Annotated in this window: 15 protein-coding genes and 1 pseudogene; 7 read left to right on the forward strand and 9 right to left on the reverse strand. The window is 73.2% G+C overall.

The window, feature by feature from the left end; genetic code table 11:
• The first annotated feature begins 58 nt into the window (after positions 1 to 58).
• Positions 59 to 649, forward strand: coding sequence for a DUF4291 domain-containing protein (locus BSL84_RS14860; protein ID WP_075970518.1), 591 nt, complete (start codon positions 59 to 61; stop codon positions 647 to 649).
• A 34-nt stretch (positions 650 to 683) separates the two neighbouring features.
• Here the strand turns inward: BSL84_RS14860 and BSL84_RS14865 are convergent, their stop codons facing one another.
• Positions 684 to 1,226, reverse strand: a complete 543-nt coding sequence (locus tag BSL84_RS14865) for a DoxX family protein (RefSeq protein ID WP_075970519.1) — start codon at positions 1,224 to 1,226, stop codon at positions 684 to 686.
• Positions 1,227 to 1,438: 212 nt separating this feature from the next.
• Positions 1,439 to 2,011 carry a peroxiredoxin-like family protein gene (locus BSL84_RS14870; RefSeq protein WP_045323453.1) on the reverse strand — a complete coding sequence of 191 codons (573 nt, stop codon included), beginning with the start codon at positions 2,009 to 2,011 and terminating at the stop codon, positions 1,439 to 1,441.
• Between the two features lie 69 nt (positions 2,012 to 2,080).
• On the opposite strand from BSL84_RS14870, the gene BSL84_RS14875 reads away from it, so the two are divergent.
• Both BSL84_RS14875 and BSL84_RS14880 read left to right on the forward strand, forming a co-directional pair.
• On the forward strand, positions 2,081 to 2,698 hold the full coding sequence (locus BSL84_RS14875; protein ID WP_075972102.1) for a TetR/AcrR family transcriptional regulator C-terminal domain-containing protein: 618 nt from the start codon (positions 2,081 to 2,083) through the stop codon (positions 2,696 to 2,698).
• A 92-nt stretch (positions 2,699 to 2,790) separates the two neighbouring features.
• The gene (locus tag BSL84_RS14880; RefSeq protein ID WP_030029618.1) at positions 2,791 to 4,434 is read left to right on the forward strand and encodes a DNA repair helicase XPB; all 1,644 of its coding nucleotides are present in this window, start codon (positions 2,791 to 2,793) and stop codon (positions 4,432 to 4,434) included.
• Between the two features lie 89 nt (positions 4,435 to 4,523).
• Here the strand turns inward: BSL84_RS14880 and BSL84_RS14885 are convergent, their stop codons facing one another.
• Positions 4,524 to 4,709, reverse strand: coding sequence for a hypothetical protein (locus BSL84_RS14885; RefSeq protein ID WP_030029616.1), 186 nt, complete (start codon positions 4,707 to 4,709; stop codon positions 4,524 to 4,526).
• A 420-nt stretch (positions 4,710 to 5,129) separates the two neighbouring features.
• Between BSL84_RS14885 and BSL84_RS14890 the strand changes: the two genes are divergently transcribed.
• Positions 5,130 to 7,103, forward strand: a complete 1,974-nt coding sequence (locus BSL84_RS14890) for a HelD family protein (protein ID WP_420711215.1) — start codon at positions 5,130 to 5,132, stop codon at positions 7,101 to 7,103.
• Between the two features lie 267 nt (positions 7,104 to 7,370).
• Here the strand turns inward: BSL84_RS14890 and BSL84_RS14895 are convergent, their stop codons facing one another.
• Positions 7,371 to 8,057 carry a copper homeostasis protein CutC gene (locus BSL84_RS14895; RefSeq protein ID WP_030031676.1) on the reverse strand — a complete coding sequence of 229 codons (687 nt, stop codon included), beginning with the start codon at positions 8,055 to 8,057 and terminating at the stop codon, positions 7,371 to 7,373.
• A 109-nt stretch (positions 8,058 to 8,166) separates the two neighbouring features.
• Here BSL84_RS14895 and BSL84_RS14900 point away from each other — a divergent pair, with 109 nt between their 5' ends.
• Complete coding sequence (locus tag BSL84_RS14900) at positions 8,167 to 8,847, forward strand: hypothetical protein (RefSeq protein WP_030031677.1); 681 nt, start codon at positions 8,167 to 8,169, stop codon at positions 8,845 to 8,847.
• 73 nt (positions 8,848 to 8,920) lie between these two features.
• On the forward strand, positions 8,921 to 10,138 hold the full coding sequence (locus BSL84_RS14905) for a Cmx/CmrA family chloramphenicol efflux MFS transporter (RefSeq protein ID WP_045323467.1): 1,218 nt from the start codon (positions 8,921 to 8,923) through the stop codon (positions 10,136 to 10,138).
• A gap of 9 nt (positions 10,139 to 10,147) precedes the next feature.
• Here BSL84_RS14905 and BSL84_RS14910 read toward each other — a convergent pair.
• The 3 genes and pseudogenes from BSL84_RS14910 to BSL84_RS14920 form a co-directional block, all read right to left on the reverse strand.
• Positions 10,148 to 10,390: pseudogene (locus BSL84_RS14910) on the reverse strand (hypothetical protein); the annotation flags it as partial.
• Between the two features lie 35 nt (positions 10,391 to 10,425).
• Positions 10,426 to 11,298, reverse strand: a complete 873-nt coding sequence (locus tag BSL84_RS14915; RefSeq protein ID WP_075970522.1) for a hypothetical protein — start codon at positions 11,296 to 11,298, stop codon at positions 10,426 to 10,428.
• A gap of 121 nt (positions 11,299 to 11,419) precedes the next feature.
• Positions 11,420 to 12,316, reverse strand: a complete 897-nt coding sequence (locus BSL84_RS14920; RefSeq protein ID WP_030037441.1) for a helix-turn-helix domain-containing protein — start codon at positions 12,314 to 12,316, stop codon at positions 11,420 to 11,422.
• A 364-nt stretch (positions 12,317 to 12,680) separates the two neighbouring features.
• Between BSL84_RS14920 and BSL84_RS14925 the strand changes: the two genes are divergently transcribed.
• Positions 12,681 to 13,916: a serine hydrolase domain-containing protein gene (locus tag BSL84_RS14925; protein ID WP_075970523.1), complete on the forward strand. Its 1,236-nt coding sequence runs from the start codon at positions 12,681 to 12,683 to the stop codon at positions 13,914 to 13,916.
• A gap of 39 nt (positions 13,917 to 13,955) precedes the next feature.
• Here the strand turns inward: BSL84_RS14925 and BSL84_RS14930 are convergent, their stop codons facing one another.
• Complete coding sequence (locus BSL84_RS14930) at positions 13,956 to 14,225, reverse strand: DUF4031 domain-containing protein (RefSeq protein ID WP_030037438.1); 270 nt, start codon at positions 14,223 to 14,225, stop codon at positions 13,956 to 13,958.
• Positions 14,226 to 14,232: 7 nt separating this feature from the next.
• Positions 14,233 to 14,607, reverse strand: coding sequence for a hypothetical protein (locus tag BSL84_RS14935; RefSeq protein ID WP_030037437.1), 375 nt, complete (start codon positions 14,605 to 14,607; stop codon positions 14,233 to 14,235).
• Positions 14,608 to 14,815: the final 208 nt, after the last annotated feature.

Raw genomic sequence — 14,815 nt, forward strand, 5'->3', positions numbered from 1 at the left:
CGGCACCCGCAGGGAAAACGGCTGGCGGCGCGCCCCCGCCGCCGGACACCCTGAGCCCATGCAAGACGTTCCGCACCGCCAGATCCGCGCCGCCCACACCGACACCACGATCACCGTCTACCAGGCCTACGGCCCCCACCTCGGCCTCCCCGCGGCCCGCGACAACCGCTTCCCGCCCGCCTGGAAGCGGGAGCGGATGACATGGATCAAGCCGTCGTTCCTGTGGATGATGTACCGCTGCGGCTGGGGCACCAAGGACGGCCAGGAGACGGTGCTGGCGGTCGAGATCACCCGCGACGGCTTCGACCGGGCGCTGCGCGAGGCCTGCCTGTCGCACTACAAGCCGGGCGTGCACGCGGACCGGGCGGCCTGGAAGGAAGCCCTGCGCGGGGCGCCCACCCGGGTGCAGTGGGACCCCGAACGCGACCTGCACCTGAACCCGCTGCCGCACCGCTCGCTCCAGGTGGGCCTGTCGGGTCCGGCCTCACGGGCGTACGCCGACGAGTGGACGCTCTCCATCCGCGATGTGACCCCGCTGGTCCGGGAGGTCCACGGCCTGGTCCGGGCGGGCGAGGAGGACGCGGCGCGCGCCCTGCTGCCGGTGGAGGCGCCCTACCCGTCGGGCCCGCTGGCCCACCTGGGGGCGTGACCGCCGCCCGTGGCGGGCGGCCAGGCGCGGGCCGTCAGTCCTTCAGGAGCAGGACGAGGAAGCCGACGATCGCGCCCGCCAGCAGTGCGAGCACGGCGTAGCGGGGCCTTGATGCGCGCAGCACCGGCAGGTGGTGGTCGACGGCGTAGCGGCCGGGCCCGGTGAGCGTGAGGGCGATGATCGCGGCGAACAGCACGACTTCGAGTTCGATGCCCTTGGGCGGGAAGTAGGCGTCGAAGCCCCGGACGGCGAGGATGTTGACGAAGACGCCCGTCAGGGCGGCGCCGGCGAGCGGGGTGAGCAGGCCGAGGGCGAGTCCGAGGCCGCCGAGGGTTTCGGAGAGGCCCGCGATGACGGCCATGGCGTCCCCGGCGGGGTAGCCGGCCATGGTGAAGCCCTTGCCGGTCGCGGTGAGGCCCGGGCCGCCGAACCAGCCGAAGAGCTTCATCGTGCCGTGGCCGGCCATGGACAGGCCGACGACCAGCCGCAGGACGAGCAGTCCGATGTCGTGGACGGCCGGGTAGGCGGGGGCGGGGGAGTCGGAGAGGAGCGAGCGTTCGTAGCGTGCTTGCGTCATGAGGTTCCCGTTCGTCAGGAGCGTCCGGTCCTACGTCGCCTGGAAGCGACGGCCACCCTATGACGCCCCTCGGCGATCATCCGGCCGCAACGTCGCCGCCTCCCGACCTCGACCCGTTCGGCCCCGACCCGTACCCGACCCGTACCCGACCCGTACCCGACCTACCCGCCGCGCCCCGGCCTGGCGCGTGCCGCCCCGGCGGTGGTCACCGGTCACGCCCGGACCCGGCGGGCCTCCTCCGCGAGGGTCAGCAGCTTCTCCACCGGCCACTGGTCGTCGACGTGCTCCCCGTAGGAGCGGGCGAGGACCGTCCCATCGGGAGCGATGAGGAAGTCGGCGGGGAGCCCGAGGCGCCCGTTGTGCTGGTTGCGCGCGGGCGCCTTCTGCCGCCCGCGCAGCATCTCGACCGTGCCGAGGGCCACCGCGCGCAGTACGGGCCACCAGGCCCGCGGGTCCAGCAGGGAGCGGGGGGACGACTCGACTCCGAACTCCGCGTACAGCCGCTTGTCGGGGTCGGCGACGACCGCGAAGGGCAGGTCGGCGGCGTGCTCGCGCAGTTCGTCGGCGCCCGAGTGGAACACCACGACCTCCCGGACGCCGACGGCCTCGATCTCGGCGTGCCGTCGCACGACCGAGCGCAGGTGCAGGTGGCAGACGGGGCAGCCGGCGAACCGGCGGAACTGCAGGTGGACCAGCCGTTCGGAGTCAGGGAGGGCGACGGGCGCGCCATCGCGGACGGCGGTGAGGGTTCGGGGTGGGACGGTGGAGCCGGTGTCGAGCCGCACTGGGGCCTCCTCGATAGGCGTATGCCGTACACCTACCAGCGTAGGCGTATGCCGTACGCTGTCAACACCATGCCGCGCCCCCGTTCGCTCACCCAGGACCAACTCGCCGCCGCGGCCCTCGCCGTGATCGACCGTGAGGGACTGCCCGGGCTGTCGATGCGCGCCGTCGCCGTCGAACTCGGCATCAGCACCATGGCGCTGTACCGGTACGTCCAGGACCGCGGGGAGCTCGAAGCCCTCGTCGTCGAACTGGTCCTCAGCGCCGTCGACAGCACCCCGCCACCGCCGGACGCCGGCACCTGGCAGGCGCGGATCACCGTCCTCGTCGACCGGCTGCGCGCGACCGTCGGCGCGCACCCCGACGTACTGCCGCTCACCTTCACCCACCGCCACCGCTCCCCGAGCGTGCTGCGCTGGGGCGAGACCGCCCTGGGTGTGCTGGGCGAAGCCGGCCTCGGCCCCGAGGAGCGGATCGTCGCCCTGCGCGCCCTGCTCGCCTACGTGATCGGCGCGATCCAGCAGGAACACCTCGGCGCCCTCTCCGGCGCGGGCACCACGGCGATCGCCGCGCTCCCGGCGGACCGGTACCCGTACCTGACCGAGGCCGCCCGCGGCGCGCGCTCCCTCACCCCCGACCGGGAGTTCCAGGGCGGCCTCGCCCTGCTGCTGGCAGGTCTGGGCCGCTGAGCGTGCGGCGGGCCCGCCGCGGCGCCGTGTTCCCACCCTCCGCCCCGTACGGCACACTGGAGGTTTGACCTGAGTGAAACGGGGCGCCGCGCGTGAATGGTCCACTTATCGTCCAGAGCGACAAAACCCTCCTGCTTGAGGTCGACCACGAGCTGGCCGGAGCGGCGCGCCGCGCCATCGCTCCGTTCGCCGAGCTGGAGCGGGCGCCCGAGCACATCCACACCTACCGGATCACCCCGCTCGGGCTGTGGAACGCCCGGGCCGCCGGGCACGACGCCGAGCAGGTCGTCGACGCGCTCGTGGAGTACTCCCGCTACCCGGTGCCGCACGCGCTGCTCGTCGACGTCGCCGAGACCATGGCCCGCTACGGCCGCCTCACCCTCTCCAAGCACCCCGTGCACGGCCTGGTGCTGACCAGCACCGACCGGCCGGTGCTGGAGGAGATCCTGCGGTCGAAGAAGATCACCCCGCTGGTCGGGGCGCGCCTCGACCCCGACACCGTGGCCGTGCACCCCTCCGAGCGCGGGCAGATCAAGCAGACGCTGCTGAAGCTGGGCTGGCCGGCCGAGGACCTCGCCGGGTACGTCGACGGCGAGGCGCACCCGATCGACCTGGCCGAGGACGGCTGGGCGCTGCGCCCCTACCAGCAGCAGGCCGTCGAGGGTTTCTGGCACGGCGGCTCCGGCGTGGTCGTGCTGCCCTGCGGTGCCGGGAAGACGCTGGTCGGCGCGGGCGCGATGGCGAAGGCCAGGGCGACGACGCTGATCCTGGTGACGAACACCGTGTCGGCCCGGCAGTGGAAGCACGAGCTGGTCAGGCGGACCTCGCTGACGGAGGACGAGATCGGCGAGTACTCCGGCACCCGCAAGGAGATCCGACCGGTCACGATCGCCACCTATCAGGTGCTGACGACGAAGCGGAAGGGCGTCTACCCGCACCTGGAGCTGTTCGACTCCCGGGACTGGGGCCTGATCGTCTACGACGAGGTGCACCTGCTGCCCGCGCCGGTCTTCAAGTTCACCGCGGACCTGCAGGCGCGGCGCCGGCTCGGCCTGACGGCGACGCTGGTGCGCGAGGACGGCCGGGAGTCGGACGTCTTCTCGCTGATCGGGCCGAAGCGGTTCGACGCCCCGTGGAAGGAGATCGAAGCGCAGGGCTACATCGCGCCCGCCGACTGCGTGGAAGTCCGCGTCAACCTGACCGAGTCGGAGCGGCTGGCGTACGCGACCGCCGAGACGGAGGAGAAGTACCGCTTCTGCGCGACGACGGCGACGAAGCGGAAGGTCACCGAGGCGCTGGTGCGCAAGCACAAGGGCGAGCAGACCCTCGTCATCGGCCAGTACATCGACCAGCTCGACGAGCTCGGCGAGCACCTGGACGCGCCCGTCATCAAGGGCGAGACCTCCAACGCGCAGCGCGAGAAGCTCTTCGACGCCTTCCGCGAGGGCGAGATCAGCGTGCTGGTCGTCTCGAAGGTGGCGAACTTCTCCATCGACCTGCCGGAGGCCACCGTCGCCATCCAGGTGTCGGGCACCTTCGGTTCGCGCCAGGAGGAGGCGCAGCGCCTCGGCCGGGTCCTGCGCCCGAAGGCGGACGGCCACGAGGCGCGCTTCTACTCCGTCGTCGCCCGGGACACGATCGACCAGGACTTCGCGGCGCACCGCCAGCGGTTCCTCGCCGAGCAGGGCTACGCCTACCGGATCATGGACGCCGACGAGCTGCTGGCCGGCGACTGACCGGCCGCGGCGGCAACCCCGGCGAGAGTCCGAAGCCGCGGATGGACCACCCGGCAGGGCGGGTGGGGCTTCGCAGCGGCGAGCCGCCGTCAGCGGCGTATGACGCCCGCGTCCTCGGCGTACTCGCCCAGCACGACGACGCTCACGGCGGCCGCCGCGAACACCTTCGCGGCGCGCAGCATGCTGCCGAGACGGTGACGGGGAGTGGAGTCGGAAAGGGCGGTGGCGCCGCTCGGGCGGCCGCCCTGGATCGGGGTGAAGGTTGCGGTGCTCATGAATCCATGGTGCGCCGCCGCCTCCCGATGCACATCGCTCTGCGGGGCTAATCCCAGGGCTTCCCGCCTCCTCCTCCCGTCGCATGCCGACCCTGGGTACCCCTACCGAAGGTCTGACACTCCCGGGTACGACACCCGTACGGGGGTCCCGCACGGGGCGGATCCACGGCCGGGTAATCCGTTCGCGCGGACGCGCCCGGCTGGCTACAATCTCCGCTCTTGCCGCCTCCCACCGCCTCATCGGGGAGAGCCGCCCGCCGGACGGAAACCGGGGGCATCTGTTCCGTACCAGCAGCTGGAGGCAGACCCGTGCCCGCGCACGCCCCCGACACCGCCCCCGACGCCGCGGCCCCGGCCGCCGCCGACCCGCTCGGCCGCGAACGGGCCCACCTCGCCGCCTCGCGTTCCGCCCTGCGCTCCATGCGCGAGGACGTCGAAGCCCTCGACATCCGCGACGTCACCGCGAACTGGGTCAACGCGATCGTCCTCCAGGCCCAGATCGACGACCGCATCAAGGCCCTCGCCGACCTCGCCCACACGCCCCTCTTCTTCGGACGCCTCGACTACCTCCATGCCCCCGGCGCCGACCTGGCCGAGGGCGCGGAGGGCGAGCAGTTCTACATCGGCCGCCGCCACGTCCACGACGCCGACGGCGACCCGATGGTCATCGACTGGCGCGCGCCCGTCTCCCAGCCGTTCTACCGGGCCTCCAAGAAGGACCCGCAGGACATCTCCCTGCGCCGCCGCTTCGGCTACACCGGCGGCGAACTCACCGCGTACGAGGACGAGCACCTCTCCGACCCCGCCGAGGCGGCCGCGGTCAGCAAGCTGCTCCAGCAGGAGATCGAGCGCCCGCGCGTCGGCCCCATGCGCGACATCGTCGCGACGATCCAGCCCGAGCAGGACGAGATCGTCCGCTCCGGCCTGTCCGGCTCCGTCTGCGTACAGGGAGGCCCCGGCACCGGCAAGACGGCCGTCGGCCTGCACCGGGTGGCGTACCTGCTGTACGCGCACCGCGAGCGCCTCGCCCGCACCGGCACCCTCGTCATCGGCCCGAACCGCTCCTTCCTCCACTACATCGAGCAGGTCCTGCCGGCCCTGGGCGAGCTGGAGGTCAAGCAGGCCACCGTCGACGACCTGGTCGCCCGCGAGGGCCTGGAGGTGCGCGGCACCGACCCGGCGGAGACCGCCGTCGTCAAGGGCGACGCCCGCATGGCGGAGGTCCTGCGCCGCGCGGTCCGCTCGCACGTCACCCGCCCCACCGAGCCGCTGATGGTGGTCCGCGGCTCGCGCCGCTGGCGCGTGCCGGCGTACGAGCTGGAGGAGATGGTCGAGGAGCTGCAGAACCGCGACATCCGCTACGGCGCCGCCCGCGACGCCCTCCCCCAGCGCATCGCGCACGCCGTCCTGGTCCGGATGGAACAGGCCGGCGAGGCCCCGGACGACCGCGTTCAGGACGCGGTCGCGCGCAACGCGGCCGTGAAGGCGGCCGTCAAGGAGATCTGGCCGCCCGTCGAACCGGCGAAGCTGGTCCTGCGCCTGCTCTCCGACCCGGACTTCCTCGCCGTCCACGCGCAGGACGTCCTGACGGCCGACGAACAGAAGCTCCTGTTGTGGCCCAAGCCGTTCCGGAGCGTGAAGTCGGCGAAGTGGTCGGCGGCGGACCTGGTCCTCATCGACGAGGCCGCCGACCTGGTGGAACGCACCCACTCGCTCGGCCACGTCGTGCTCGACGAGGCGCAGGACCTCTCCCCCATGCAGTACCGGGCGGTGGGCCGGCGCTGCACGACCGGCTCGGCGACGGTCCTGGGTGACCTCGCGCAGGGCACCACACCGTGGGCGACGCGCAGCTGGGACGAGGCGCTGGCGCACCTGGGCAAGCCGCAGGCGGTGCTGGAGGAGCTGACGGCGGGCTTCCGCGTACCGCGCGAGGTGATCGCCTACGCCTCCCGCCTGCTGCCGGCGATCTCCCCCGGCCTGGCCCCGGTCTCCTCGGTCCGAGAAACCCCGGGCTCGCTCCGGGTGACCGAGACGGACGACCTGACGGCGGCGGTGATCCGGTCCTGCCGCGAGTCCCTGGCCCAGGAGGGCTCGATCGGCCTGATCGCCGCGGACGCCCGCATCCCCGCCCTGGCCGAAGCCCTGCTGGCGGCGGGCCTGCCGTACCTGTCCCCCGGCGAGGAGACGACCGCGGAGTCCCGTCTGACGCTGGTCCCGGCGTCGCTGGCGAAGGGCCTGGAGTACGACTACGTGGTCCTGGACGAGCCGGCGGCGATCGTCGACGGCGAGCCGGACGAGCGGACCGGGCTGCGCCGCCTGTACGTCTGCCTCACCCGAGCCGTCTCAGGCCTGACGGCCCTCCACTCCGCCCCCCTCCCCCATGCCCTGACCTGACCCCTGCCGCGGCCCCGGCCCCGCGCCGCCGCGCAAGCGACCCCGGCCTCCGGCCGGGCCCCGGGGCTCCGCCCCGCACCCCGCGCCTCAAACGCCGGCGAGGCTGGAAGTGGCCCCGGCCCCCGCCGACCGGATGCCGCCCCGCCCGCGAGCGACCCCGCACCCCGCGCCTCAAACGCCGGCGAGGCTGGAAGTGGCCCCGTCGGGGCCGGGGAGCCCGTTCCGTGGACGCCGTGAGGCGGGGACGTGGCCCGGTCGGGGCAGTGGTCAGTCCAGTGCGGAGCGCCATTGCGCGACGGCCGTCGGCGAGACCGGGCCCTGCCAGCCGTCGGGACGCGCCGCGCCGCCGATGTGGAAGGCGTCCACACCGCCCGCGCGCAGCACCGGCACGTGGGCGAGCGTCAGGCCGCCGCCCACCAGGATTCGCGGCCCGTACCCCGGCTCGCCGCCCCGGCCCGCCTCCGCCAGCAGCACCGCCATCCCGTCGTCGACCCCGGCCGCCGACCCCGCCGTCAGGTAGGTGTCCAGGCCGGGCACGTCTGCCAGCGCCTTGCGCAGCTGGTCGCGGTCCGCCGCGCGGTCGATGGCCCGGTGGAAGGTCCACGGGCAGCCGTCCAGCTCCGCGACGACCGCCTCGACGGCGGCCAGGTCCGGGCTGCCGTCGGCGTTCAGGAAGCCCAGGACGAACTCCCGCGCCCCCTCCGCCCGCAGCTGCCGCGCCGTCGCCGCCAGGACGGACACGTCGCCCGCGGCGAAGCCTTCCGCCTTGCGGATCATCACGCGCAGCGGGATGTCGACCGCCGCCCGGATCGCCGCGAACGTCTCGCGCGCCGGGGTGAGCCCGTCGGCTGCCATGTCGGTGACCAGCTCCAGTCGGTCGGCCCCACCGGCCTGGGCCGCGACCGCGTCCTCCACGTCGAGGGCGATCACCTCCAGGAGCGCACGGTTGCTCATTCGATCCCATCCTTCGAGAAGCCACACAAATAGGTCTAGTCCAATATCCAGGGTACGTGTCTCCGGCCGCGCTCCACCAGCACAATCACGCCACCCCCACAATGTGCGCATGGACATAGGCACCCCGCACACCGACACGACGGACCTCCGCGCCCGCTGGCGGGCCACCGTCGCCGAGGCCGGCGCCCCCGCCGACCGCGATCCCGAGCCCTACGCCGACCGCCTCCTCGCCGCCTGGGCGGAGCCGCAGCGCCGCTACCACACCACCGCGCACCTGGCCGACGTACTCGCCCGGATCGACGTACTGGCCCCGTACGCCGCCGACGCCGCCGCCGTCCGGCTCGCCGCCTGGTTCCACGACGCCGTCTACCGTCCCGACCGCTCCGAGAACGAGGAGCGCAGCGCCGCCCTCGCCGAGCGCGCCCTCCCCGAGCTGGGCGTCGACGCCGCGCGCACCGCCGAGGTGGCCCGCCTGGTCCGGCTCACCGTCACCCACGACCCCGCCCCCGGCGACACCGACGGCGAAGTGCTCTGCGACGCGGACCTGGCGGTACTGGCCGGCTCCGCGCAGGCGTACGCCGTATACGCCGCCGCCGTCCGCGACGAGTACGGCTTCGTACCCGACGACGCCTTCCGCGCCGGGCGCGCCGCCGTACTGCGCCAGCTCCTCGACCTGCCGCGGCTCTTCCGCACGCCCTACGGCACCGCGCACTGGGAGGCCCCGGCCCGCGCCAACCTCGCCGCCGAGCTGGCCTCCCTGCCGACCTCGACCCCGCCGTCACACGAATGACACGTACGGCGGAATTCGATCGCGTCCGCACGGGTTGATGACAGTCATGCCCGCAGCCACCGCACGCCCCCGCATGCCCGTCGCCGTCTACGTCCTCGGCCTGTCCGTCTTCGCACTCGGCACCAGCGAGTTCATGCTCTCCGGACTGCTGCCGCCGATCGCCGACGACATGGGCGTCAGCATCCCGCAGGCGGGCCTGCTCATCTCCGCGTTCGCGATCGGCATGGTCATCGGCGCGCCCCTGCTGGCCGTGGCCACCCTGCGCCTCCCCCGCCGCACCACCCTCATCGCCCTCATCAGCCTCTTCGGCCTCGGGCAGGTCGCGGGCGCGCTGGCCCCCTCCTACGAGCTCCTCTTCGCCTCCCGCGTCGTCGCGGCCTTCGCCTGCGCCGGCTTCTGGGCCGTCGGCGCGGCCGTCGCCATCGCCATGGTCGACAAGGACCAGCGCGCCCGCGCCATGGCCGTGATGATCGGCGGCCTGTCCATCGCCAACGTCCTCGGCGTCCCGGCCGGCGCGTTCCTCGGCGAGCACCTGGGCTGGCGCTCCGCGTTCTGGTCGGTCGCCGCGGCCTCTGCCGTCGCCCTCGTCGGCATCCTCGTCCTGATCCCCCGGATCCCGCTGCCCGCCGAGAGGCCGACGCTCCGCCGCGAGCTGCGCATCTACGGCGACCGCCAGGTGTGGCTCGCGATCGGCGTCACCGCACTGGGCGCGGGCGGCGTCTTCTGCGCCTTCAGCTACCTGTCTCCGCTGCTCACGGACGTGGCCGGGCTGGACTCCCGCTGGGTCCCGTGGGTCCTGGGCCTGTTCGGGATCGGTGCGCTCGTCGGCACGACGATCGGCGGGCGCGTCGCCGACGCGCACCTGTTCGGCGTGATGATCTGGGGCATCACCGCCTCCACCGCCTTCCTGACGCTGCTCGCGCTGCTGGCGCCGGTCGCCGTCGCCGCGGTCGCGCTGTCCTTCCTGCTGGGCGTCTCGGCGTTCTTCACCGCCCCGGCGCTCAACGCCCGCATGTTCAACGTGGCCGGGGCCGCCCCGACCCTGGCCGGGGCGACCACCACGGCCGCCTTCAACCTCGGCAACACCGGCGGCCCCTGGCTCGGCGGTACCGTCATCGACGCGGGCCTGGGCTTCTCCGCGACCGCCTGGGCGGGCGCCGCCATGACGGTGACCGCGATCGCCCTCGCCGTGACCGCCCTGCGCCTGGACCGCCGTACGCCGCCGCGCGCGACCCGCGTTGTCGCCGGGAGCGGCACCCCCGCCCCCGCCGAGGCCCCCGCCCGCGCCTGACGGCGCCCGCTAGTCGCCCCCGAAGATCGCCTCGGCGGAGGGCGCGGTCACGGCCCGCCGGAGCCAGCGGCCCAGGATCTCGGCATCCCCGCAGCCGGTGATCCGCTCCCGGACCGCATCGGGAACGTCGACGCCCCGTTCCGCGAGCACGGCCAGCACGTCCTGGGCAGCCCGCCGCGCCTCACCCTCGGCCCGGCCTTCGTCGCGGAGTTCTTCGGAGAGGGGCGACTTGTAGAAAGAAAGGTCCACGGCCGGGCGGGCCGGGGTCGGCCATACCGCCCCCAGGGCTACTCGCCCCCGAAGATCGCCTCGGCGGAGGGCGCGGTCACGGCCCGCCGAAGCCAGCGGCCCAGGATCTCGGCATCCCCGCAGCCGGTGATCCGCTCCCGGACCGCATCGGGAACGTCGACGCCCCGTTCCGCGAGCACGGCCAGCACGTCCTCGGCAGCCCGCCGCGCCTCACCCTCAGCCCGAAGTTCTTCGGAGAGGGGCGACTTGTAGAAAGAAAGGTCCACGGCCACCAGCTTCCTCCAGAGTGTTGCGGCCGGGTGCTTACCCATGCCTTGTGCGATGAATTCGATGACCGGGTTCGCGAGCGCCGCGGGTGTGTCCCGCAGCACGTGGGTCATGGCTTTGAGTATGGCCCCGACATCCGGATGCGTGGCGTGGGTGATCGCGGCCAGCGTAGCCAGCGCCAGGTCCTTCCGGACTTCGGCGGGGCTGGTGATCAGCGGCATGTTGTGCGGCCCCGCCACCAGGGGGCACAGGGTGAGCAGCGGCCATTGCGGAGGTCCGAAGCGGACCGGACGAGCGGCCCATTCGGCGGTCGCGCGATCCTGGCAGACGACCAGCAGCATCGGCTGCAGCCGGTATTTCGTCAGCAGGTACGAGGCGTAGTACGCCCAGCTGGCAGGCTTGTCGGGGTCCTTCTTGCCCTGGGCCTCGACGGCGAGGAGGAAGGACCCGTCGCCCTCCGTGTCGAACCGCAGCAGGGTGTCGACGCGGCGCTCCAGGGGCTGGGTCTCGGTGAGGTCGTTGGGCATGACGGTGAACGACGTGGGTGGGGCGAAGTCGACGCCGAGCACCTCCGACACCCGGGAGAAGAGCTCCGGGTGCTCCTGGAAGATGCGGTGCATCGCCTCGTGGGGCGAGCTGACCATCGGGATTCCTGGGGGTAGTGGCCGCACGGATAACGGAATTGCCTCCGGCATATGCCTTGGCTGTGCCTTGCAACGAACCTAGGGCGCGGTGCCGTGTGGAACGGGCCGTTTCGGCCGGGGTTCACCCGGAGGGGTGGGGCTCGGGGGTTTTCGCGGTGCAGGCGCGGCAGCGGCCGGGTTCGGGGCCGCGGAAGGCGTGGTCGCAGGCGTCGCAGTTCCGCAGCGGATGCCTGACGACGTCCGGTGGCGGCAGGGCGCTGAACGGCGGCACGGGCGGCAGCTGGGCCGCGAGGCGGTGGGCCAGGAAGGCGGCCGGACGGTACAGGGGCACCGGCAGGCGGTCCGCCAGGGCGTGGCGTACGGCGCTCGGCGACAGGTCGCGCTCCAGCCAGGCCGCGACCCCCGGGGCGAGGTGCTCGACATCCGTGGCGGACAGCAGCAGGCGTGGGTCCGCGCGGTGCAGGCCGGCAAGGACCTCGACGGCGGAACGGAGCAGGTCGGGGGCCGGGTAGGCGGGCTGCGGCACGTCGGGGAGGGCACGGCGCGGCGGCTCGTTCTGGCGGCGGGCGGGGCGCCGGGCCTGTGGCTTCGGCGCCGACGGCCCGTCCGGGTCGCCGGACCGGCCCGGCTGGTTGCAGGAGACGGTGCGGGTGACGACGCGGCCGGTGCCGGTGCGCTCGCGGGTACGGCGCAGGTAGCCGTGGGCCTCCAGCTCGCGCAGGGCCGTCGCGATCCGCGTCTTCCCCTCGGGGAACCGGGCCGCCAGGGTCCTGATGTCGACGAGCGCACCGCCGGGCAGGGACTGGATGTGCACGGCCAGGCCGATGGCCAGCAGCGACAGCTCGGCGTGCTGGGCGAGGTGGTTGCCGATCACGGTGAACCGGCCGGTGTGGCGGGAGTTTTCGTGGATGACGCCGCCGCCGGAGCGGCGGGGCGCGCGAATGCCCCGGGAAGGGTGGTTTTCCTCGGCGTCACGGGACGGGGCGTGCGGGGGCACGCTAGGGTTCTGGGTATCCATCTGGGAAGCGCCTACTTCCTCGGTGGTCAGGCCCCCGCACTGGGATTGCGCTCCCGGCGGGGGCCGACGCATGTCAGCGGTGTGTGGTCTGTCGCGCTGAGCGTAGATCAGGCAACCCGCCCCGAAGCCAGCCAAGTTGGGCATATTCACTCAAGCGAGTGAGTGTGCGTCACGGGGCGGGAGGGGTGGGGTTTGGTGTGGTGCTTTCTCCCCGTGTCTTGAGTTCTGGGACCGTCCCCGCCACCGGCGTCCCGTTGCACGGGCGCCGGTCCCGGTCGCCGCCCCCGACCCGCCTTCCTACGATGGGAAGGTCGGCTCGGGGATCAGGACACCGCTCGGGGACGTGGCTCAGAGGTGATCGCGCATGGGCCGGTACCGCACGCCCACCGTCATGGCCGCCGCCTCCCTCCTGCTGACGGCGCTGTGCGCCGGCCAGGCCCCCGCCGCCGCACCGCCGGCCCGGGTCGGCATCGACGACGTGATCGCCGAGAAGCTCGACGACGCGATCACCGCGGCCATGCGCGAGGCCGGCATCCCCGGTGTCGGCGTCGGCCTGTGGATCGACGGCGACGAGGCCTACGTACGCTCCTTCGGCACCGCCGACAAGACCACCGGCATCCCGATCAAGACCGACATGCACACCCGCATCGGCAGCGTCACCAAGACCTTCACCGTCACCGGCGTCCTCCAGCTCGTCGACGACGGGAAGGTACGCCTCGACGCGCCGATCTCGACGTACCTCGACGGGGTGCCCGGCGGCGACCGCATCACCGTGCGGCAGCTCGCCGAGATGCGCAGCGGTCTCTACAACTACACCGAGGACCCGCGCTGGACGGCCGCCTTCAAGGCCGACCCGTACCGCGCCTGGACCCCGCAGCAGCTGCTGGACATCGCCTTCCGGCACCCCGCGGACTTCCCGCCGGGCGCGCGGTGGGAGTACTCCAACACCAACACCATCCTGCTCGGGCTGCTCGTGGAGAAGGTCAGCGGCCAGCCGCTGCACACCTACCTTGAGCAGCACGTCCTCGCACCGGCCGGCCTGGACGCGACGTCACTGCCGACCGGCGCCGAGATCACCAGCCCGTACGTGCACGGCTACACGGACTTCACTCCGGACGGCGCGACCGTCGACGCCTCCCAGTGGAACCCGTCCTGGGGCTGGGCGGCCGGCGCGATGATCTCCACCATCGACGACCTGCACGGCTGGGTCCCGACCCTGGTCGGCGGCCGGCTCCCGGACGGCGACCGGCTGCTGGAGCCGGGCACCCAGGCCCAGCGGCTGCGCATGCTGCCCACCGGCCACCCCGACGTGGGCTACGGACTCGGCATCGCCGCCATCAAGGGCTGGATCGGCCACAACGGCGAGCTGCCCGGCTACGAGACCATCGCCGTCCGCCACCCGCAGAACCGCGCCACCCTGGTGATCATCGTGAACAGCGACATCGACGGGAAGTACGGCAGCCTCAGCTCCCTCATCGCCAACAGGATCACCAACATCGTGACCCCGAAGCACGTCTGGTCCCTCCCGGAAGCCGCCCAGCCGAACCCGATCCCGAACCCTTCCACGCCCTCCACGCCCCCGGCGTCCCCGAAGCCGTAGCCCGCGGCGGGGCCGCAACCCAACATCTTCATCAGCCTTCTAGGCCGCCGGCCGGCCCTTCGGGCGGCGCAGGCCGGCCGCGGTGAGCCGGCGGACGAGTTCCTTGCTGCCGACCTCCACCGCGCCCGCCCCGACGGCGTCGGCGTAGCGGTACGAGGGCACGTCGTAGTGGTCCCGCTCGAAGGCCCGTGGCGGGCAGCCGATGCCCGCCGCGAAGGCGTGCAGCTCCTCGTACGAGACGTCGCTGACCAGGTGCGACCACATGCGGCCGTGGCCCGGCCAGGTCGGCGGGTCGATGTAGACGGTCACCGGCGGCTCACCTGAGGCCGAAGACCGGGCCGAGGCCGCCGACGGCGGCCACGCGCACGCCCGCCTCCGAGCACACCCAGTGCGGATCGGGTCCCAGCTCCGGCTCCACGTCCAGCGCGTGCGGATCGCCATGGCTGCACACCGGGCACAGCGGCCAGCGCCCGTACTTCTCCAGCAGCGAGTCCTGTACGTCCTGGGCGACGAGCCCCGCCAGGTAGTCGACGCCCTCCGGCCACTGCTCCACCCACCACCGGCGGTGCGTGACCGAGTCCTCGACGAGGGAGACGACATCGGCATCGGCGACCTCACCGGCGGCGAGATCGGCGAGCACGAGTGCGCGGGCGACGTGCAGCGCCTGTTCCAGGGGGGTCGTTCGGTCCATGGGCCCATTGTGGACCCGCCGGCAGCCGCTGACGAAGGCCTCTTGTCCCGCTCACCCGTGGGCCCAATGGCGGATTGACCCCCACCCCGCCTGAAAAATAGCTTTCCAGGCGTGACCAAGGAGCCGAAAGGAACTCCCGGCCGCCCGCCCGGAGGCCCACCAGGGGCGGCCGCCGGCGGCCCCGGGCGCGTTTCGAAAGTCTCGTCCG

Source organism: Streptomyces sp. TN58 (assembly GCF_001941845.1).
Classification (GTDB): Bacteria; Actinomycetota; Actinomycetes; order Streptomycetales; family Streptomycetaceae; genus Streptomyces.